Source organism: Actinoplanes sp. NPDC051494 (assembly GCF_044454705.1).
GTDB lineage: Bacteria > Actinomycetota > Actinomycetes > Mycobacteriales > Micromonosporaceae > Actinoplanes.
The window spans coordinates 268,215-287,641 of sequence record NZ_JBITDZ010000010.1 but is presented as its reverse complement, the minus strand read 5'-3'; the positions used below and the strand labels follow the sequence as shown (position 1 = coordinate 287,641).

The window sequence follows — 19,427 nt, the reverse complement described above, 5'->3', positions numbered from 1 at the left end:
CTCGGGTCCGTGCTCAGCGGATGAGGTCGGCCAGCGCCTCCACCTGCGCGGGATCATCGCCGTAGCAGTAGAGGACCAGCTCGTCAGCACCGAGATCGCGGTAGGCGGCGACGGTGCCGGCGATCTCCGCCGGGTCGGTGAGCGGCGCTCCCCGGCCGGGACGACCGTCCGGGCCCCACCCCCGGCAACCCGGAGGTGGTGGCATCGGCCCAGGTTGCGCGCGGGGTGGCTAGCTGGTGGTCGAGGAGGCGGCCCGGGAGGTGATCGGGGTGCCGGCGATCTCGTGGTCGTCGGCGCGGCCTCCGACGCCGATGCCGAGGGTGAGGCGGGCGCCGGACATCCGGTCCAGGGTCGCGACCTGTTTCGCCGGCAGGGCGGTTGCCCGCAGCGGCCCGAGCAGCACCGACGTCTGCAGCCGGATCCGGCTGGTGTGCCCGGCCGGCACCGGCAATGCGATCAGGGGTTCAGGGTTGGCGTAGGCGAGCCGGTCGAGCAGCGTGAGGGAGTCGAACCCCGCGGCTTCCGCGCGGCGGGCCCAGGATGCGGAGCTGCCCCGATCGTACGGCCTCGACTATCGGCCGGTCACGCAAAATTCGTTGCCGGCCGGATCCAGCAGGACGACCCAGCCGGCACCGTCCGGCGTACGGTGATCGGCCTGCATGGTGGCCCCCAGGGCGAGCAGCCGGTCGATCTCGTGGTCGCGGCCCTGGTCGTTGGACCGGAGGCAGACGTGCACCCGGTTCTTGCCGGCCTTCTCCTCGGCCACCGCCTGGAAGTACAGGCGGGGGCCGTCCGGTGGCTCGATGACCGCCTCCTCGTCACCCGGCCTGGCGTCCGGGTGGACGGGGTGGCCGACCACGCCGGCCCAGAAGACCGCGAGGGCGTACGGGTCGGCGCAGTCGAACGCGATGTTGCGGATGAAAGAGGTCACGGTCAGGCGCGCTCGATGAGGTGGCCGATCAGCTGCGGGCCCATGGCGACCAGCTCGCCGGAACCGTCGCGGCGGGCGTCGGGCTCGGGGAGTTCGATCGGGTCGCCGGTGGTGCTGGCGGCCACCGGGCGAGGGCCGACCCAGGCGAGGGTGAGGGCGGTCTCTCCCTTGAGGAAGCGCTGCACCCGCACGCCGCCGGTGGCCCGGCCCTTGGCCGGGTAGGACGCGAACGGGCTCACCTTGACCTGGGTGCCGGTCGAGGTGACCACCATGGCCTCGCCGTGTTCGGTGTCGCGGGGGTCGACGACGTTGAACGAGAGGACGTGGGCGTCGGCGGTGACGTTGATGCCGGCCATGCCGCCGCCCTTGAGGCCCTGGGGGCGCACGAGTTTGGCCGGGAAGCGCAGCAGGGACGCGTCCGAGGTCACGAACACGAACGCCTCGCCGCCGTCCTTGAGCCAGGTGGCCTGCAGGACCTCGTCGCCGTCCTTGAGCGTGATGACCTCGAACTCGTCGGCCCGGACCGGCCACTCGGGCGCGCAGACCTTGACGACGCCCTGCTTGGTGCCCAGGGCCAGGCCCGGGGAGCCGTCCGAGGTCAGCGGCGCGAGGCCGATGACGCGTTCGCCCTTGTCGAGCGGGATGAGCTCGGAGGCGGACATGCCACCGCGGACCGAGACCGTGCCGATCTGTTCGGGCAGGACCGGCAGGGGCAGCACGTCGGTCTTGAACGCGCGGCCCCGGTTGGTCACCAGCAGCACCTTGCCGCGGGCCGTGGAGTGCACGACCGACCGGACCGCGTCGTGCTTGACGCGGCCGCTGCGGCGGCGGCCCTCGGCGGCTTCCTCGCTCTCCGCGGCGGTGCGGGCGATGAGGCCGGTGGCGGACAGGATGACCTGGCAGGGGTCGTCGGCGACCTCGAGCGGGCCGGCCGGGACGGAGGCCGCGAGGACCTCCTTGAGGTCACCGTCGATGAGCGTGGTGCGGCGGGCCTGGCCGAACTCGGAGACGACCTCGGCGAGCTCGTCGGAGACGACCTGCTTGAGGACGTCCTCGTTGTCGAGGATCCGGCTGAGCTCGGCGATCTCGCTGTTGAGCCGCTCCTGCTCGGTCTCGAGCTCGATGCGGTCGAAGCGGGTGAGCCGGCGCAGCGGGGTGTCCAGGATGTACGTCGCCTGGATGTCGCTGAGCCCGAACTCGCTCATCAGCGCGGCCTTGGCGGCGGCCGCGTCGTCGCTGCCCCGGATGATCGCGACGACCCGGTCGATGTCGATGAGCGCGATCAGCAGGCCGTCGACGAGGTGCAGGCGGTCCTCGCGCTTGGTGCGCCGGTGCAGGGTGCGGCGGGTGACGACCTCGTAGCGGTGCGCAAGGAAGACCTCGAGCAGGGCCTTGAGCCCAAGGGTACGGGGCTGCCCGTCGACGAGCACCAGGTTGTTGATGCCGAACGAGGTCTCCATCGGGGTGAGCCGGTAGAGGTCGGCGAGCAGGGCCTGCGGGTTGACGCCGACCTTGCACTCCACGACGAGGCGGATGCCGTGCTCGCGGTCGGTGAGGTCCTTGACGTCGGCGATGCCCTGCAGGCGGGCGGGCTGGCGCTGACCCTTCTTCGGACCGGAGACGTACAGCTTGCCCTTCACCTCTTCGGTGATGGCCTCGATGATCTTCTCGGTGCCGATGCCGTAGGGCAGCTCGACGATCGTGATGGCCTGCCGGCCCCGGCCGCCCTCGAGCAGGCCGGTCTGCGCGCGGGCCCGCATGCGCACCACGCCGCGGCCGGTCTCGTAGGCGCGGCGCACCTCGTCGAGGCCGAGCAGCTGCCCGCCGGTCGGCAGGTCGGGGCCCGGCACGAAGCGCATGAGCGCGTCGAGGTCGGCCTCCGGCTCGGTGATCAGGTGCCGCGCCGCCGCGACGACCTCGCCGAGGTTGTGCGGGATCATGTTGGTGGCCATGCCGACGGCGATGCCCGACGTGCCGTTGACCAGCAGGTTGGGGAACGCGGCGGGCAGGACGGTGGGTTCCTGCTCGGAGCCGTCGTAGTTGGGCCGGAAGTCGACCGTGCCCTCGCCGAGCTCGCCGACCAGCAGCATTGCCTCGCGCGACATCCGCGACTCGGTGTAACGACTCGCGGCCGGGCCGTCGTCCGGGGAGCCGAAGTTGCCGTGGCCGTCGATCAGCGGCGCGTTGAGCGAGAAGTCCTGCGCGAGGCGGACCATCGCGTCGTAGATCGCCGTGTCGCCGTGCGGGTGGTAGCGGCCCATGACGTCACCGACGACGCGGGCGGACTTCACGTACGGCCGGTCGGGGCGGTGGCCCTGCTCCTGCATCGAGAACAGGATGCGGCGGTGCACCGGCTTGAGGCCGTCGCGGGCGTCCGGGAGGGCCCGGGAGTGGATGACCGAGTAGGCGTACTCCAGGTAGGAGTCCTCCACCTCGGTGGTGAGGGGATTGTCGATGACCCGGGCGCCGGCCTGGTCGAAAGCCGACAGGTCGACCCGGGTCTGTTCGTTCTTGCGGCGTGCCATGTGTGTAGACCCGTTCCTCAGGCGTCGATCGTGTCCTGGTCGATGCGGCCGGCGGCCTCGATGAGCCAGTTCTTGCGCGGCTCGACCCGCTCCCCCATCAGCAGCTCCAATGTGGCCTCGGCGCGCTCGGCGTCGTCGAGGGTGATGCGGCGCACCGTACGCGTCGAGGGGTTCATCGTGGTGTCCCACAACTCGTCCGCGTCCATCTCGCCGAGGCCCTTGAACCGCGGGACCGGCTTGTTGACCGACTTGCCGGCCTTCTCGAAGCGGTTGACCTGGGTTTCCATCTCCTGCTGCGTGTAGGTGTAGATGGTCTCGCCGGAGCGGCCCTTGGTGCTCACCTTGTGCAGCGGGGGCATGGCCGCGAACAGCCGGCCGGACTCGATCACCGGGCGCATGTACTTGGCGAAGAGCGTGATCAGCAGCGTGCGGATGTGCGAGCCGTCCACGTCGGCGTCGGCCATGATCATGACGCGGCCGTAGCGCATGGTGCTGAGGTCGAACGTGCGGCCGGAGCCGGCGCCGAGGACCTGGACGATGGCCGAGCACTCGGCGTTGTCGAGGACCTGCTGCAGGCTGGCCTTCTGCACGTTGAGGATCTTGCCGCGGATCGGCAGCAGCGCCTGATACTCGGAGCTGCGGGCCATCCGGGCGGTGCCGAGCGCGCTGTCACCCTCGACGATGTAGATCTCGCTGCGGCCGATGCCGGTGGAGCGGCAGTCGACCAGCTTGGGCGGCATGGACGCGCCCTCGAGCGCGGTCTTGCGCCGGGCGGCGTCCTTCTGCTGCTTCTGCGTCAGCCGCACCCGCGCGGCGTCGACCACCTTCTGCAGGACCGTACGCGCCTCGGCCTTGGTCCTGCGGTCGTCGATCCACTGCTTGAGGTGCTGCTCGACCAGGCCCTGCAGCACCCGGGTGATGCCCGCGGTGGAGAGCTCGTCCTTGGTCTGCGAGGTGAACTGCGGCTCGGGGACCCGGACGTGGATGACCGCGGTGAGGCCTTCGAGGTAGTCGTCGAGCAGCGGCGCGTCCTCCTTGGGCTTGAGCAGGCCGCGGGCGTTGCGCACGGCGTCGCTGAGCGCGCGGACCATGGCCCGCTCGAAGCCCTTGCGGTGGGTGCCGCCGTGCGAGTTGCGGATCGTGTTGGTGAAGCACTCGACCGTGCGCTCGTAGCCGGTGCCCCAGCGAAACGCGATCTCGACCTCGGCGATCCGCTCGACGTTGGACTGCATCACGCCGTTGGCGTCGGCGGCGTTCTCCTTGTACTTGCCCTCGCCGGTGACCATCAGCATGCCGGAGACCGGCTTGTCGCTCGCCGGGGTCAGGAACTCCACCATGTCGGCGAGGCCGTGCGGGAAGACGAACGTCTCCTCGACCGGTTCCTCGCCGGTGAGGTCGGCCAGGGTGTACGCCACGCCGGGGACCAGGAACGCGGTGTTGCGCAGCTTGGCCCGGACCACGTCGGTGTCGAGCTTCGCACCGGTCTCGAAGTAACGGGCGTCGTACCAGTAGCGCGTCGACGTGCCGGAGCGCTCGCCGCGTTTCATCCGCCGGGCCACCCGCAGGCCGGGCTCGGGGGTGAACTTCGCGGTCGGGCCCGGGCCGTCGAACACGCCGGGGACGCCGCGCTGGAACGAGATCTCGTGGACCTTGCCCTCGCGCTTGACCGTCACGTCGTAGCGCAGCGACAGAGCGTTGACCGCGGAGGCGCCGACGCCGTGCAGACCGCCGGAGGTCTTGTAGCCGGAGCCGCCGAACTTGCCGCCGGCGTGCAGCCGGGTGAGCACCAGCTCGACGCCGGAGAGCCCGGACTTGGCGTTGATGTCGGTGGGGATGCCCCGCCCGTCGTCGTCGACCTGCACCGAGCCGTCGGCGTGCAGGCAGACCGCCACGTTCTCGGCGTGTCCGGCGACGCCCTCGTCGGTCGCGTTGTCGATGATCTCGTTCGCGAGATGGTTGACGCCGCGGCTGTCGGTGGAACCGATGTACATGCCGGGACGCTTGCGCACCGCGTCGAGACCCTCGAGATGAGTGAGGTCATCGGCCCCGTAGAGGATCTCTTGTTGCGCAGTCACTAGGTACTACTCCCGAGCAGTCACAGCCGTCAACGACGCGGCGAGCCTACCGGGCAAGTACGACAGATTCAGCGCGCAGGACGCCGTTGATCACTCGTCGTGAGCCATGACACGGTTGCGACCGGCCTGTTTGGCAGCGTAAAGGCCCGCGTCGGCCCGGCCCAGGAGCGCGTCGGGATTCTTGTCGGCGGGTCGCAACCGGGACAGTCCGACACTGATCGTGACCGGGATGTTGCCGGTGCGGGTCTCCACCGGCGAGCCGTCCACCGCCGCGCGGACCTTCTCGGCCAGGGCCTGGCCGTCGTCGGCGATGCCCGGCAGCAGCACCGCGAACTCCTCGCCGCCGTAGCGGGCGACCAGGCCGTCGGAGGGTACGCAGGCCAGCACCCGGGCCACGACCTCCTTGATGACGTCGTCGCCGGTCTGATGCCCGTACGAGTCGTTGATGCGCTTGAAGTGGTCGATGTCGATCATCAGCGCGGTGATCGGGCGGCGCGCGTCCTGGGCGGCGATCACCGAGCGCTCGGCCAGCTCGAAGAACCGCCGGCGGTTGGCCACCCCGGTGAGGCTGTCGGTGGTGGCCAGCTCGTTGATCCGGCTGAACAGCCGGGCGTTGTCGTAGGCGACCATGCCCTGGCCGACGAGGGCGGCGGCGACGCCCAGCTCGGCGGCGGTGTAGATGCCCTCCTGCTCGGACGCGAGGACCAGCACGCCGACCATGCCCTCGCGGTCGTCGAGCGTGACGGTCAGCCAGCTGGCCCCGGTGTAGTCGCCCAGCGCGGCGGCCCAGGCCGGCACCCCGGCGGTGAGGTCGGCCTGCCGGTTCTCGAACAGCTTGCGCAGGTCGGGGTGCTCGGCGAGGGCGATGCTCGACGGGCCCGCGGAGCCACCCAGGACGGTGATCTCCTCGGACTCGGCGGTGCCGAGCAGCAGCCAGCCGCGTTCCCCGCCGGGGGTCTGGCGCGCGGTCAGCAGCAGCCGGCGCAGCACCAGTTCGGGGTCGAGCGTGCCGGTGAGCCGGGCCATCGCGCGGCGCAGCGTCTCGGCCAGGTCGCGCTGGCGGTTGGCGGCGGCGACCGCGACCTCGAGCTGGGCGGCGCGGGCGGTCTCCAGGCCGACGGCGATGTGGTGCGTGATGGCGGTCAGCACGTCCACGTCCTCGACGGTGAAGACGCCCTTGGCGACCCGGCTGTCGAGGTAGACGATGCCCAGCAGCCGGTCGTCCAGCTCCAGCGGGGCGACGAGCATGCTGCGCAGGCCGAACTGTACGACGCTGGCGGCGCCCAGGGCCTCGCCCTCCTCGGTGCCGGTGACCACCAGCGGCTCGCGGGTCTGCCGGACCTTGTTCACCACCGTGGTGCTGTACCCGGTCAGTTCGGCCAGGTCGCTGCCGGAGGCGTCGCGCCCCACGTACGGCGTGAGCCGGCCCTTCGCCGGATCCACGAGGAACAGCAGGGCGCGTTCGGCGCCGAGCAGCCGGACGGTCTCGTCGAGCGCGACCCGGGTGAGCCGCTCGGGGTCGATCACCCGCGACGCGGCGTTGCTGAGCTGCTCCAGCGCGGCCCAGCGCTGGCCCTCGCGGCCACGGGCGGCGGCCACCGGCACCCGGTTGCGCCGGCCTGCGTCGATCCGGAACTCGGCGGCGGTCCGGCGGGCCCGGTGCGACCAGCCGCGCTGCTCGGCGATGCCGGCGGCGAGACGGGCCTGACGTTCGGCTTCCCCGCTCACCCCGGCGGCGGCCAGCGCCCGGGCCCGCACCAGGGCGGCCTCGTACGCCGGCAGCGGGGCGTCGACCGCCCGCAGCAGGGTCTCGGCCTCGGCGAGGACCGCCAGGGTCCGCTCCGTGCCGGCACCGGTGAGCAGTGCCAGCGCGGCCTTGGCGATGAGGTGGTGCACGGCCACCAGCGGCCGGGCGGTGACGTCGCCGAGCACGGCGACCGCCGCCCGGGCGGCCCGCACGGCGCGGTCCTGCTCGGCGGGAGCGGCCCGGCGGGCCTGCTCCAGGCGGCCGTACGCCTGGTAGACGTAGAAGCCGTGGTGGGCGGCGAGCAACCGGCGCGGGCTCAGCCGCAGGCCCTCGAACTCGGCCACCGCGTCGTCGAAGGCCGCGCCCAGGTCGTCGCGTTCCAGGGCGCAGAGCATCCGGGCGATGATGGTGTCGACGGTCTCGTTGATCGCCCGGGGGCCGGAGCCGGCGCGGGCGAACTCGGCGATCGCCTCGCCGGCCCGGCCGCGCAGGGCCAGCAGGCCGGCGTCGAGCGCGACCACGGTGCTGTGGTCGGTGTGCCCGACCGCGGCGAGCCACGGCCGGCGGGCGTTCGCGGCGGTCTCGGCCTGTGCGCACTCCCCGCGCAGCAGCCAGTCCCAGCCGAGCGTGGCGTAGCAGTCGAGCACCGGGCCGGCGTCGAGGAAGCGTTCCCGCTCGTGCAGCACCCGCTGCACCCGTTCCCCGGCGTCGGCACCGACCGAGTACAGGCCCATGGCGTGCAGGAACTCGGCGCGTGCGGTCACCGTCGGGTCGCCCAGGTCGGCGGCGAGGCGCAGCGCGGCGCCGGTGGTCCGGTCGGCGAGGCGGCGCCGGCCGAGCAGGCGCAGCGCGGTGCCGGCGGCGGCCAGGTCCCGGGCCCGCTCCGGGGAGCGGCCGAGCCGGTTGATCGGCCGGATCGTGCGCATGACGTGCAGCAGTGCGTGGGTCGGGCGCAGCTCCCGCATGCTGCCGGAGGCACCGTAGTGGTGCAGGGTGGTCTCCAGGCGCAGCAGGTCGCGGCGCCCGCCCCTGGCGGTGCCGTAGCCCAGTCCGGTGAGCCGGACCAGGCAGCCGACGACGAGGAGCCAGAACGTCGTGGCGACGCGCACCGCGCGGTTCTCCGGCAGCGTCCGGCCCAGTTCGGCGAGGCCCCGCTCGACCGCGGCCAGCTGGTCGGCCCCGCTCCAGTTGCTCTCGTGGACCCGGGCGAGCAGCAGGTGGATGCCGGCCCGCTCGACGCGGTCGGTGGTCTCGTCCAGGGCCTCGGTGAGCGTCGCGACCGCCTCGGTGAGCCGCCCGTTCTGGTGGTAGGCGCCACCGAGCAGCTGTTTGAACCGGCTGCCCGGACGGATGCCACCGGACTCGGCGGCGTCCCGGGCGTACTCCAGGTAGATCAGGGCGGTGTCCGGGGCGTGTTCGTCCAGGGCGCGGGCGCCCGCCTCGGTGCACGCGCGCAGCATGCGGTGCGGATCACGGGCCGGGTCGGCGGCCGCGCAGTGCCGGGCCAGGGCGTACACGTCGGCCCCGGGGATGGCGTCGAGCGCGTCGGCGATCCGGCCGTGCAGGTCGCGGACCACGTCCTCGGCGTGGTCGGCCAGCAGCAGGGTACGGATGCTCTCGTGCAGGAACCGGTGCCCGTCCTCACCCGGCTCGAGGATGCCCTGGCGGACCGCGTCGGCAAGGGAGTCCTGCAGCGTACGGCTGTCGACCCCGGCCGCCGCCGCGACGACGGCGGCCTCGAACGAGGTGCCGACCACGGCGGCCACCGCGAGCAGCCGCCGGGCCTCGGCGTCGAGTCCGCCGAGCCGGCGCAGCACGAGCTGGGCGGAGTCCGACGGCAGCTCGAGGTCGCGGATGCCCTCCTGGTCGACGTGCCACCGGCCCCAGTCGGGCACGAACAGGCCGCCGTCCATCAGCGCCCGGGCGTACCCGAGGGTCACGAACGGGTTCCCGTCGGTGAGCGCGGCGATCGCCGCGGCGCTGCGTTCGTCGGTGCGCAGGCCGCCGGAGAGCGTGGCGATGAGCGCGGCGGTGTTCTCGCCGACGAACGGGGCCAGGGTGATCTCGGTGACGTCGGCGGCGGTGAGCCGGGTCAGGACCGGGGACGGCGCGTCGAGCCGCGCGGTCGCCACGATCATCAGCGGCAGTCCGCCGGCACGGGCCGCGAGCTGCTCCAGCACGCGGACGGAGCCCTCGTCGTACCACTGGGCGTCGTCGAGGTGCAGCAGCACCGGTCCGGCGGTCCGGGCCATGCCGGCGATCAGATCGGCGACCGCGGCGGCGTGCCGACCGAAGCCGACGTCCCCGCTGACGTGGGGCACGTCGAGGAGCTCCGCCAGCGCCGGGGACAGGCTGGTGACCAGCGCCGCGCTCTCCCCCGCGGCGGCGCGCAGGGTCCGCGTGGCGCTCTCGCGCCCGCCGGGGGCCTGCAACAACTCCTTGACGTACGCGTCCACGGCGGCGCGCAGCGGTCCCATGGGCCGGCGGTCGCTGGCCGAACCGCCGCCGCGCAGCACCACACCACCGGTGGCGGCCACGTGGTCGCCGAGTTCGGTGGCGAGCCGGGTCTTGCCGGTTCCGGTCGGGCCGTGCAGCACGACGAAGCCGCCACTGCCCGCCACGGTCTTGTCCCAGCGCTCACGCAGGGTCGCGAACTCGGCGTCACGTCCGGTCATCGGCGGCTGGAACGGCACCGGCGCGGTGTCCCCGTCGCCGAGCGCGAAGACCGCGGCCGGGTCGGTGGCGAGCCGGCGCAGGTCGGCGAGCAGGCCGGCGGCGCTCTGATACCGGTCGTCGGGGTCCTTGGCCAGCAGCCGGACGATGATCGCGGCGAACGAGGCGCCGAGACCGGGTGCCAGGGCCCGCGGGTCCGGCACCGGCGCGGTCGCGTGCAGGTGCAGCAGCTCGCCGACGTCGTCCGCGGCGAACGGCGGGGCACCGGTGACGCACTCGAACAGGACCGCACCCAGGGCGTACAGGTCGGAGCGGGCGTCGACCGGGCGGTTGAGCATGCCGGCCTGCTCGGGCGCGCAGTAGGTGAGGGTGCCGGCGACGGCGTCGTCCGGGCCGAGCGGCGCACCGGCGGCCCCGGCGGCCAGCCCGAAATCGACCAGCGCGGCGGTGCCCGCGGCCGTCACCAGCACGTTCTCCGGCTTGATGTCGCGGTGCACCAGGTCGCGGGCGTGCGCGGCCCGCAGCGCCCCGGCCAGGTCGGCACCGATCGTGATGGCCTCGCGCTCGGCGATCGGGCCCCGCAGCAGCAGCCGGGCGAGCGGTTCGCCGTCGACCAGGTCCATGACGAGGTACGGCCGGCCGGCGGACTCCCCGGCCTTGTGCACCCGGGGCAGGTGGGGCTCGTCGATCGCGGCGAGCAGCGCGGCCTGCCGCCGGAATTCCCGCAGCCGCTCGGCCTTGAGGTCGTCCTGGAGCAGCACCTTGAGCGCGTACTCCACACCTTCGCGACGGACCCGGTAGACGACGGCCTGTGTCCCCCGGCCGATCTCGGCAAGGAGTTCGAGCCCGGCGACGTCGCCGAGCTCCCACTGAGCCGCTGCCGGCTCAGCCGGTACGGAAGGCGAGGCACCCACGATGCCTTTATCGGCGCAGCCGGGGCCAGATGAAGGAATTGTCAGCCGCAGGCCTGCAGCACCAGTGCGCTCACCAGGGACTCGTCCAGGCGGTGCAGCGCGCGGAACAGCTCGACCGGCGCACTCCTGCCGTGCACCTGCACCGGCGGCAGCTCCTGATACGCGACGGCGTCGGCGCTGGCGGCCTGGGTGGCGGCGCACACGACGACCGTGTCATGCGGAGCGTACGCCTGCAGCCTCGACGCCGTCGCCATGATGCTGCCGCTGACCATGCCGTACCCGCCGTCGCGGGTCTCGTCCAGGTCGACCATCGCGGTGCCGGTGGCGAGCCCGACCCGGGTCCGGACCGGGTGACGGCCGGCCAGGAGACGCCCCCGCAGCGCCTCCTGGACCCGCAACCCGGCCCGGGCGGCCGCGGCGGCGGCCCGGCGCACCCCGGCCGGCGACCCGGCGTCCGGGCCACAGGTGCCGAAGACCGCCACGACGGCGTCGCCGATGAACTTCTCCACGATGCCGCCCTCGGCACGCAGCACGGCCGAGACGGTGCTGAAGTAGTCGCGTTGCAGGTCGCGTACGTCGGCGCAGTCGAGCTCGTCGACGAGGCCGGTGAAGCCGACGATGTCGACGAACAGCACCGTCACTGTCTGTCGCCGGCACCGTACGTCGGTGGACGTTGCGCTCATGTCCTCCACTCCCTTCCCAGTAGGCGAAGAGAACGGTGCCAGCCCCGCTCCGGACAGCGGATCGGCAGAATGACGTATCTGCGACAGCCACCCGGGCGTCCTGTCATGTGTGACGCAGCAGAACAGTCCGAACCGGCGAGAACGCACCACGGCGCTTCCCACTAGGCTGCCACGCATGGCCAGCGAGGGGGACGACGCGCCACTTGTCGGACGTACCGGCATCCTGACGTCGATCCGGACCGACCTGCTCGCCGCCGGTCCCGGTGGCACCTCCGCGGTGTTCGTGACCGGCGAGAGCGGCGTCGGCAAGAGCCGGATGCTGCTCGAGACCGCCGAGGCGATGCGCTCCGGCGGGGCCGCCGTGCTCTGGGGCACCTGCCTCGACATCGGCGACGCGTCCCCGTTACACCCGGTGATGCAGGCGCTGCGGGCGGCCGGGGCCCATCCCGGCACCGGTTCCCCCGACGCCGACGCGCTGCTCGAACGCGTGTCGCATCAACTGCGCACCCTGGCCCAGGGCCGGCACCTGCTGCTGGTGCTGGACGACCTGCAGTGGGCCGACCGCAGCACCCGCCAGCTCCTGCTGTACCTGCTCGCCGGGCTGGGCGAGATCAACCTCTCGGTGCTGGCCGCGGTCCGCTCGGAGTCGCTGCACGGCTCCCACCCGCTGCGGCGGGTGCTGGCCGAGCTGCGGCGGCTGCGGTCCGTACGCGTGCTGGACCTGGCCCCGCTCGACCGGGCCGCCACCGCCGAGCTGGTCACCGCGATCGCCGGGAACGGGGTCGCCGCGGAGGACGCGGACCGGGTCTACAAGCGCAGCGGGGGCAACCCGTTCGTGGCCGAGGAGCTGTCCCGGGACCTGCGCGACGGCCGGGTCGAGCTGTCCGACACGCTGCGGGAGATCTTCCTGTCCCGCGTCGACGAGCTTCCGCCGCACGCCCACGACGTGGTGCACGCGGTCGCCGCCGGCGTCGAGCCGGTCGACCACACGCTGCTCGCCGGGGTGCTGCCGCTGCCCGAGGCCGAGCTGCTCGAGGCCGTCCGCGCCGCCGTGGCGCACCGCTTCGTCACCAGTGCCACCGACGGTTACCGGCTGCGGCACCGGGTGGTCGCCGAGGTCCTGGAGCACGAGGTGCTGCCCGCCGAGCACGCCGCCCGGCACCGCCGGTACGCCGAGACGATCGAGGCCGCACCCGGCGACACCGACCACGCCCGCCTCGCGCACCACTGGCGTCAGGCCGGTGAGCCGGTGCGGGCGCTGCCCTCGGTCATCGCCGCCGCGCACGCCGCGGAGGAGCTGTACGGCTTCGCCGAGGCGCACCGGTACTGGGCGCTCGCGCTGACCCTGACCGCGCAGGACGACCCGGGCCGCACCGGGCTGCTCGGGCACGCCGCCGAGTCCGCCCACCGCTGCGGCGAGCACCAGCAGGCCCTCACCACCCTCGAGCTGCTCGCGGTCCGGCCCGACGGCCCCGGCCCGTGCGAGATCCACCTGCGCCGGGCCCGCTACCTGGCCGCCGCCGGGCGCACCGCGACCGCCGAGACCGAGTATGAAAAGGCGCTCGCCGCCGACGAATGCTCCCCCCGGGAGAAGGCCAGCGCCGCCGCGAACCTCGCCGAGCTGCTCGTGCACCTCGGCCGGTATGCCGACGCCGGCGCCCGGGCCCGCGAGGCGCTGGAGCTGGCCGACGGCGGTTCCGAGGGCTCGACCGCCGACCTGGTCCGGGCCAGTGCCGCGCTCGGGTTCAGCCTCGCGTTCCGGGAGGACCCGGACGCCGGGCTCGCGGTGATCCGGCAGGCGGTCGAGATCGCCGAACGCTCCGGGCACCCGGAGGAGATCGGTATCGCCTACCAGCACCTGGCCGAGCTGCTCGCCAACCCGCTGAACAACATCGAGGAGGGCGTGCTCGTCGCCCGGCGCGGCGCCACGAAGCTCGCCGCGATCGGCCAGGGCCGCAGCTACCAGACCCGGCTGCTGGCGATCGCGGCCAACGGCCTGTTCCGGGTCGGGCAGTGGGCCGAGGCCGAACGCGTCCTCGACGACGCCATGCGGCACCGACCGTCCGGCGCCGACGCGGTCGACATCCTGCTCGCCCGGTGCCGGCTCTGGGTCGGTTTCGGCGACGTGCGGGCCGCCAACCGCGACCTCGACGCGGTCGCGACCATCCTGGCCGGCGGCGGTGCCCGGCACGTGCTGCCGATGCTGACCCTGCGCGCCGGGCTCGCCATGTGGCAGGGCCGGCACGCCGAGGCCCGTGCGGCGGTGCAGCGCGGGCTGACCGAGACCCGCTCCGACGACCTGGTGCTGCTCGGCGTGCTCGCCTGGCACGGGCTGCGCGCCGAGGCGGAGGCCCAGGCCGGCGGCGTCGTGCCGGTGGACCGGGCGGTGGTCCGGCGGCTGCAGACCACGGTCGAGCGGATGGCCCGCGGCGTCGGCAACGCGGCACCCCCGGTCCGCGCGGTCATCGACGGCTACATCGACCTGTGCGCGGCCGAGACCAGCCGGATCGAGCAGCGCAGCGACCCCGACCTGTGGGCGCGCGCCGCCGTCACCTGGGACCGCCGCAAACAGCCGTACCCCGCGGCGTACTCCCGGTTGCGGCAGGCCGAGGCATCGTTCGCCCGGCGCACCCGCAAGGCGGCCGCCACGATGGCGATCCGGGAGGCGTACGCGACGGCGACCGCGATGGGCGCCAAACCGCTCGCCGCCGAGATCCTCCTGGTGGCCGGCCGAGCCCGGGTGACGATCGCCGAGGCCCCGCAGAGCGGTGCCGCCCCGCAGGAGACCGACGACCTGGCCGCGCTCACCGACCGGGAGCGGGAGGTGCTGGCCGCGGTCGCCGAGGGGCTCACCAACCGCGAGATCGGTCAGGCCCTGTTCATCAGCGAGCGCACGGTCGGCGTGCACGTGGGTCATATCTTCGACAAACTCCAGGTGCGTACCCGGGTGCAGGCGAGCCGGGTGTACCTGGGCGCCGCCTGACCCCGGCCGCCGTGACCTTTTCGTTACCTGGCGCGCGAGGATACGTAGATCTACCGATCCCCACCTGCATCCCTGGTGGAAGGCTGGATCCTGTTCGGGGGAGCACCGCCCGGCAGCTCCGGTTGCCGGGCGGTGCTTGAAAAGGGCCGCCATCCGGGGAGGGATCGATGATCACCGAGTCGTCCGTCTGGGGGCCCGTGCAGCGCGACATGGCCGACATCCTCGCCGGCCATCCCGACGACGTGCCGGCGGTGGTCGATCAGCTCACCCACCTGCAGGAGGTCCTGCTCCGGGTGCCGCCGCTGCTGGACAGCAACCCGCTCGCCGACTTCAACCGGCTCTATCTGACGATCACGACGTCGGTGCTCGAGCGCCTGTACGCCGGCCGGTTCGCCGACCCCGCGTTCCTGGCCCGCCTCGACGTCGAGTTCGCCGCCCGCTACTTCGACGCGCTGCGGCAGTGGTCCGACATGAGCGCCGGCTGCCCCAAGGCCTGGATGGTGCTGTTCCACCGCATCCCCGGCCCGGACGCCCGCCCCCTGCCGTCCGCCGCCGCCGGCGTCAACGCGCACATCAACTACGACCTGCCGTTCGCGCTGGTCACCACGTTCGACCACCAGGGCTGCGACCCGGTCGACGACAGCGACCAGCACCGCGACTACCTGCAGATCAACGACATCTTCGCCGAGCAGATCCCCGGGCTGCGGCGCGGCTTCCTGGAGAAGTGGCAGCTGCTCATCGACATGATGAACGGCGACCTGGACGACTGGTGGCAGGGCGAGGTCGTCGAATACACCCGCAACGTCTCGTGGCGAAACGCCCAGAAACTCTGGGGCGTACGCCACGACCTGCGGCTGGTCACCGCCGAGCGCGAGCGGCTCGACCGGACCGCGGAGTCCCTGGGCAAGCTGCTGCTCTCGCCCATGGGCGCGATTCTCCAGTAGGCCCGGCCTGCAGTGATCCACCCGGTCTTCAACTCCTGGGGGCGGGGCAGGCCCCGCGTTCGGTTCGAACGCGGGGCCTGTTTCCAACTACCGGACCACAACGAGCCGGGCGACCGCGATGTCGCCGTCCTTGCGGCCCGCGACCCCCACCTCGGCACCGGACTTCAGCGTGCCCCGTACCTTGGCTGCTTCTCTCAGCGTCCACGTCTGAGCGAAACCGTCGGTGGACTTCACGCTCAGCGTCGTCGCGTCCGAGGCAGTGACCGTGCCGCGCTGCACGACGACCGTCCGGACCCCGTCCTTGCCCTGCACCGCGATCTCCCCGTGCAGGGTGTTCTTCCTCAGGTACGCCCGCTTCCGGTGCCGGGGGACGGCCGACGCCTCGGGGGCCGGTTCGTCCTGGAGACCCACGGCGGTCAGCGCGAACGTCTCGGCACCGAGATCGGTGGCGAGATCGGTGGCGAGATCGGTGGCCGCCGATGCGGTCACCGGGGTGGCGGCACCGCAGGCGGTGATCGTGAGCAGCCCGGCGGTACCGAGCGTGACGAGGGTCAGCGTCATCCGGTTACGTGTCATGGTGCGAGCATCCGCGCGATGTGCGCGGGCCCGGTCAGCGTCATGTTCGGATCGGGTAAGGAACGGTGACCGTGAACATCGCCCCGCCCTCGGGCGCGTGCCCGGCCGCGATGGTCCCGCCGAGCCGGGCCACCAGCCGGGCGGCGAGCGCCAGGCCCAGACCGCTACCGGTACGGCGTACATGTCGATAACGCTGTTGCAGTGCCCCCCGCTGGAAGGCGACGGCCAGATCGTCGTCGGTGAGCCCCGGACCCCCGTCGCGGACCTCCACGACCCCGCCGTCCGGACCCGCCCGCACCACCAGCACCAGCGGCTTACCGGCCGGGACGACCCGCAGCGCGTTCTCGCACAGCCCGTCGATCACCTGCCGGATCCGCCCCGGATCGGTGTGCACCAGCACCGGGCCCCGCGGCAACCGGACGCTCAGCCGGGGACCGTCCGGCCCGCACCGGGGCGCCCATGCCTCGCCGGCCGCCCCGACCAGGTCGGCGAGATCCACCGGCACCACATCCAGCGGCAGGTCGGCGGCCTCCAGCCGGGAGAGCACCAACAGGTCGGCGATCAGCCGGTCGAGCCGTTCGGCCTCGGCCAGCATCGTCGCGCCGGCCTGCGCCGCTTCCTCGCCCGGCACCACCCCGTCGGCCAGCGCCTCGGCGTATCCACGGATGGTGCTCAACGGCGTACGCAGCTCGTGCGACACCGACAGCAGGAAGTCGCGTTCCCGGCCCTCACTGATCTGCAGCGCCGCGCCGAGCTGGTTGAGCGCGGTGGCGAGCTCGGCGGCCTCGGCCGGTGGGCGGACCGCCAGCCGCACCGAGCGGTCCCCGGCCGACAACCGGGCCGCGGCGAGCGCCGCCTGCTTCAGCGGGCGGGACACCAGCCGGGCGAGCAGCGCACCCGCGCCGACGCCGCCGAGCAGGCCCGCGAGCAAAGCCATCCACACGCCGCCGAGCACCCGGCCGGCGGTGCCGGAGACCGCGTCGCGGATCAGCACCACCCCCGCGTCGTTGCCGGCGAGCGGGCTGCCCGCGATGAGCACGGCCCGGCCGTCCACGACGCCCCGGGTGTCCACGACCGCGCCGGCGGCGACCTGCCGGACCACCCGGTCCGGCAGCCCGGGCCGGTCGGCGGTGCCGCGCCGGATCAGGTAGACCGCGATACCGTCGTCGCGCAGCCGGGTCACGATCCGCTGCCGGGCCGCGGGGCGCTCGGCGGCGAGCAGCTCGACCGCGATCGCCGCCTTGTCCACCAGGTCGGCCCGGGCCGAGGTATTGGCCGTGCGGACCGCGATCGGCAGCGCCACCAGCGCGGTGACGATCACGGAGACCACCGCCGTGGCCGCGGTGACGAGGACCGCCCGCCCCGCGAACGTCCTGATCATCCGTACGTCCCAGGGCGCATCCGGCGGATCACGGCGAGCCGAGACGTGGTCCAGGTTTCGCGTCGCAAGTGGGCCGGGCACGGAGGTACCGGTGTTGTACCTGCGTGTTCGGACCGCGCCGCGAGGCGGAAGCTGGGCCTCGTCGCAGGCCGCAGTGATCCGCCAGATGCGCCCCTAGGCATCGGCGGTGTAACCGACACCGCGGACCGTGCGGATCAGGCCGGCGGCGGCGCCGAGCTTGGCGCGGACCTGGGCCACGTGCACGTCGACGGTACGCGTGCCCGCGTGCGACGCGTACCCCCAGACCCCGGACAGCAGCTCCTCCCGGGTGAATACCCGTCCGGGCCGGCCCAGCAGGTGCCCGAGCAGGTCGAACTCGGTGGGGGTCAGCGCCAGCGGGGTCCCCTCGACGGTGACCACCCGGCGCCCGGGATCCAGCACGACCGGCCCGAGCGCCTTGACCCGGTCACCCTCCCCCGGCCCGGCCGCACGGCGCAGCAGGGCCCGCACCCGGGCGACGAGTTCCCGCGGGCTGAACGGCTTGGTCAGGTAGTCGTCACCACCGAGCTCGAGCCCGAGGATCCGGTCGACCTCGTCGTCACGGGCGGTCAGGAACACCACCGGCGTCCAGTCCCCGGCGGCGCGCAGCCGCCGGCAGATCTCGGTGCCGTCCGTCCCGGGCAACGCGATGTCGAGCACGCACGCCACCGGCCGCATCCGCCGGGCGGCGGCCAGCCCGGCATCCCCGTCGTGCTCGACGTGCACGCCGAAGCCCTCACGGGTCAGGTACAGCCGCAGAAGATCGGCGATCGGCCGCTCGTCCTCCACGACCAGCACCAGTCCCTTGTCACCCACCGCCCCATTGTGCCCGCCGGCCGGTCCGCTCAATGTTCGGAACGTGTACGGGCCATGTCGATGACGAAGCGGTACTTCACGTCATTGGCCTCGAGGCGCTTGAGCCCGGCGTTGATGTCGTCCGGGCCGATGATCTCGATGTCCGCGGTGATCCGGTGCTCGGCGCTGAAGTCCAGCATCTCGCGGGTCTCGGCGGTGCCACCCGCACCCCCGGTGGCCAGCGACCGGCGGCCCACGACCATCGCGAACGGGGCCACGTCGAACGACGCGGGGAGCCCGACCGAGCAGAGCGTGCCACCCGGCGCGAGGGTCAGCATGTACGGGGTCATCGGGTGGACCGCCGGCACGGTGTCGAGCAGCAGGTCGAACCGGTTCGCCTGGGCCGCCATCCGTTCCGGGTCGCTGGAGAGGACGACGTCGTGAGCACCGAGCGCGAGCGCGTCCTCGACCTTCGCGGCGGACGTGGTGAACGCGACCACGTGCGCACCGAGCGCCCGGGCGAACTTGACGCCGAGGTGCCCGAGCCCGCCGATGCCGATGACGCCGACCGTCTTGCCGGGCCCGGCGCCCCAGTGCCGCAACGGCGTGAAGACCGTGCTGCCGGCGCAGAGCAACGGCGCCACCGCGGCCGGGTCGAGTCCGTCGGGCACCCGGTAGGCGAACCGCTCGTGGACGATGACCTGCTCGGCGAAGCCACCCCGGGTGGGACCGTCACCCTGCCGGTCCTCGGCGTCGTAGGTGGCGGTCGCGACGGTGAAGCACATGGTCTCCTGGCCGGCCACGCAGGGCGGGCACTGTCCGCACGAGTCGACGACCGGGCCGACCGCGACCAGGTCACCCACCCGGTGGGCGGTGACGGCGGAGCCGGTCTCGGTGACCCGGCCGACCAGTTCATGGCCGGGGACCAGCGGGAACGACCGGCCCCACGGTCCGATCGAGTGCAGGTCGGTGTGGCAGATGCCGCAGTACGCGACCTCGACGCGGACGTCGTGTTCCCGGGCGTCGCGCTGCTCGTAGGTCCACGGCCGGACGGGACCGCCACGCTCGAACGCGGCGTACGCGGAAATGGTTGTCGTCATGGAACGCCTCCTTGGTAACCAACTAGTTGCCCACCATAGGGGAGCGACGGCGGATCAGGCA

The 19,427-nt window shown here is 73.1% G+C and carries 12 protein-coding genes and 1 pseudogene; 2 read left to right on the top strand and 11 right to left on the bottom strand.

Translation table 11 applies throughout. The features are described 5' to 3' along the window. Window positions 1-13: 13 nt before the first annotated feature. The 7 genes and pseudogenes from ACIA6A_RS30700 to ACIA6A_RS30670 all read right to left on the bottom strand — a co-directional run bounded on the left by ACIA6A_RS30700 (window position 14) and on the right by ACIA6A_RS30670 (window position 11,548). Complete coding sequence (locus tag ACIA6A_RS30700) at window positions 14-205, bottom strand: hypothetical protein (RefSeq protein ID WP_396101428.1); 192 nt, start codon at window positions 203-205, stop codon at window positions 14-16. A gap of 24 nt (window positions 206-229) precedes the next feature. Then, window positions 230-529 (bottom strand): annotated as a pseudogene (locus ACIA6A_RS30695) (LLM class flavin-dependent oxidoreductase); the annotation flags it as partial. A gap of 42 nt (window positions 530-571) precedes the next feature. Next, window positions 572-931: a VOC family protein gene (locus ACIA6A_RS30690; protein WP_396101427.1), complete on the bottom strand. Its 360-nt coding sequence runs from the start codon at window positions 929-931 to the stop codon at window positions 572-574. A 2-nt stretch (window positions 932-933) separates the two neighbouring features. Further along, window positions 934-3,456: a DNA topoisomerase (ATP-hydrolyzing) subunit A gene (locus ACIA6A_RS30685; RefSeq protein WP_396101425.1), complete on the bottom strand. Its 2,523-nt coding sequence runs from the start codon at window positions 3,454-3,456 to the stop codon at window positions 934-936. 17 nt (window positions 3,457-3,473) lie between these two features. Then, window positions 3,474-5,531, bottom strand: coding sequence for a type IIA DNA topoisomerase subunit B (locus ACIA6A_RS30680; RefSeq protein WP_396101424.1), 2,058 nt, complete (start codon window positions 5,529-5,531; stop codon window positions 3,474-3,476). A gap of 90 nt (window positions 5,532-5,621) precedes the next feature. Beyond that, window positions 5,622-10,865 (bottom strand): diguanylate cyclase, encoded by a 5,244-nt coding sequence (locus ACIA6A_RS30675; RefSeq protein WP_396101423.1) that lies wholly within the window; start codon window positions 10,863-10,865, stop codon window positions 5,622-5,624. A 41-nt stretch (window positions 10,866-10,906) separates the two neighbouring features. Next, window positions 10,907-11,548, bottom strand: coding sequence for an adenylate/guanylate cyclase domain-containing protein (locus ACIA6A_RS30670; RefSeq protein ID WP_396101422.1), 642 nt, complete (start codon window positions 11,546-11,548; stop codon window positions 10,907-10,909). 175 nt (window positions 11,549-11,723) lie between these two features. On the opposite strand from ACIA6A_RS30670, the gene ACIA6A_RS30665 reads away from it, so the two are divergent. Both ACIA6A_RS30665 and ACIA6A_RS30660 read left to right on the top strand, forming a co-directional pair. Beyond that, window positions 11,724-14,531, top strand: a complete 2,808-nt coding sequence (locus ACIA6A_RS30665; protein ID WP_396101421.1) for an AAA family ATPase — start codon at window positions 11,724-11,726, stop codon at window positions 14,529-14,531. 167 nt (window positions 14,532-14,698) lie between these two features. Next, window positions 14,699-15,475, top strand: a complete 777-nt coding sequence (locus ACIA6A_RS30660; protein WP_396101420.1) for a DUF5995 family protein — start codon at window positions 14,699-14,701, stop codon at window positions 15,473-15,475. Window positions 15,476-15,562: 87 nt separating this feature from the next. On the opposite strand, the gene ACIA6A_RS30655 is transcribed toward ACIA6A_RS30660, so the two are convergent. The 4 genes from ACIA6A_RS30655 to ACIA6A_RS30640 all read right to left on the bottom strand — a co-directional run bounded on the left by ACIA6A_RS30655 (window position 15,563) and on the right by ACIA6A_RS30640 (window position 19,366). After that, complete coding sequence (locus tag ACIA6A_RS30655) at window positions 15,563-16,051, bottom strand: hypothetical protein (protein ID WP_396101419.1); 489 nt, start codon at window positions 16,049-16,051, stop codon at window positions 15,563-15,565. A 40-nt stretch (window positions 16,052-16,091) separates the two neighbouring features. Next, complete coding sequence (locus ACIA6A_RS30650; RefSeq protein WP_396101418.1) at window positions 16,092-17,432, bottom strand: sensor histidine kinase; 1,341 nt, start codon at window positions 17,430-17,432, stop codon at window positions 16,092-16,094. Window positions 17,433-17,606: 174 nt separating this feature from the next. Further along, a complete protein-coding gene (locus ACIA6A_RS30645) occupies window positions 17,607-18,287 on the bottom strand; it encodes a response regulator transcription factor (protein WP_396101417.1) in 681 nt (226 codons plus the stop codon). Window positions 18,288-18,316: 29 nt separating this feature from the next. Then, window positions 18,317-19,366: an NAD(P)-dependent alcohol dehydrogenase gene (locus tag ACIA6A_RS30640; protein WP_396101416.1), complete on the bottom strand. Its 1,050-nt coding sequence runs from the start codon at window positions 19,364-19,366 to the stop codon at window positions 18,317-18,319. Window positions 19,367-19,427: the final 61 nt, after the last annotated feature.

Bases quoted from the DNA above. Each gene is read 5' to 3' on its own strand.
- ACIA6A_RS30700 (WP_396101428.1), bottom strand. From the start codon at position 205: ATGCCACCACCTCCGGGTTGCCGGGGGTGGGGCCCGGACGGTCGTCCC.
- ACIA6A_RS30685 (WP_396101425.1), bottom strand. From the start codon at position 3,456: ATGGCACGCCGCAAGAACGAACAGACCCGGGTCGACCTGTCGGCTTTC.
- ACIA6A_RS30670 (WP_396101422.1), bottom strand. From the start codon at position 11,548: ATGAGCGCAACGTCCACCGACGTACGGTGCCGGCGACAGACAGTGACG.
- ACIA6A_RS30665 (WP_396101421.1), top strand. From the start codon at position 11,724: ATGGCCAGCGAGGGGGACGACGCGCCACTTGTCGGACGTACCGGCATC.
- ACIA6A_RS30660 (WP_396101420.1), top strand. From the start codon at position 14,699: ATGATCACCGAGTCGTCCGTCTGGGGGCCCGTGCAGCGCGACATGGCC.
- ACIA6A_RS30655 (WP_396101419.1), bottom strand. From the start codon at position 16,051: ATGACACGTAACCGGATGACGCTGACCCTCGTCACGCTCGGTACCGCC.
- ACIA6A_RS30650 (WP_396101418.1), bottom strand. From the start codon at position 17,432: ATGATCAGGACGTTCGCGGGGCGGGCGGTCCTCGTCACCGCGGCCACG.
- ACIA6A_RS30640 (WP_396101416.1), bottom strand. From the start codon at position 19,366: ATGACGACAACCATTTCCGCGTACGCCGCGTTCGAGCGTGGCGGTCCC.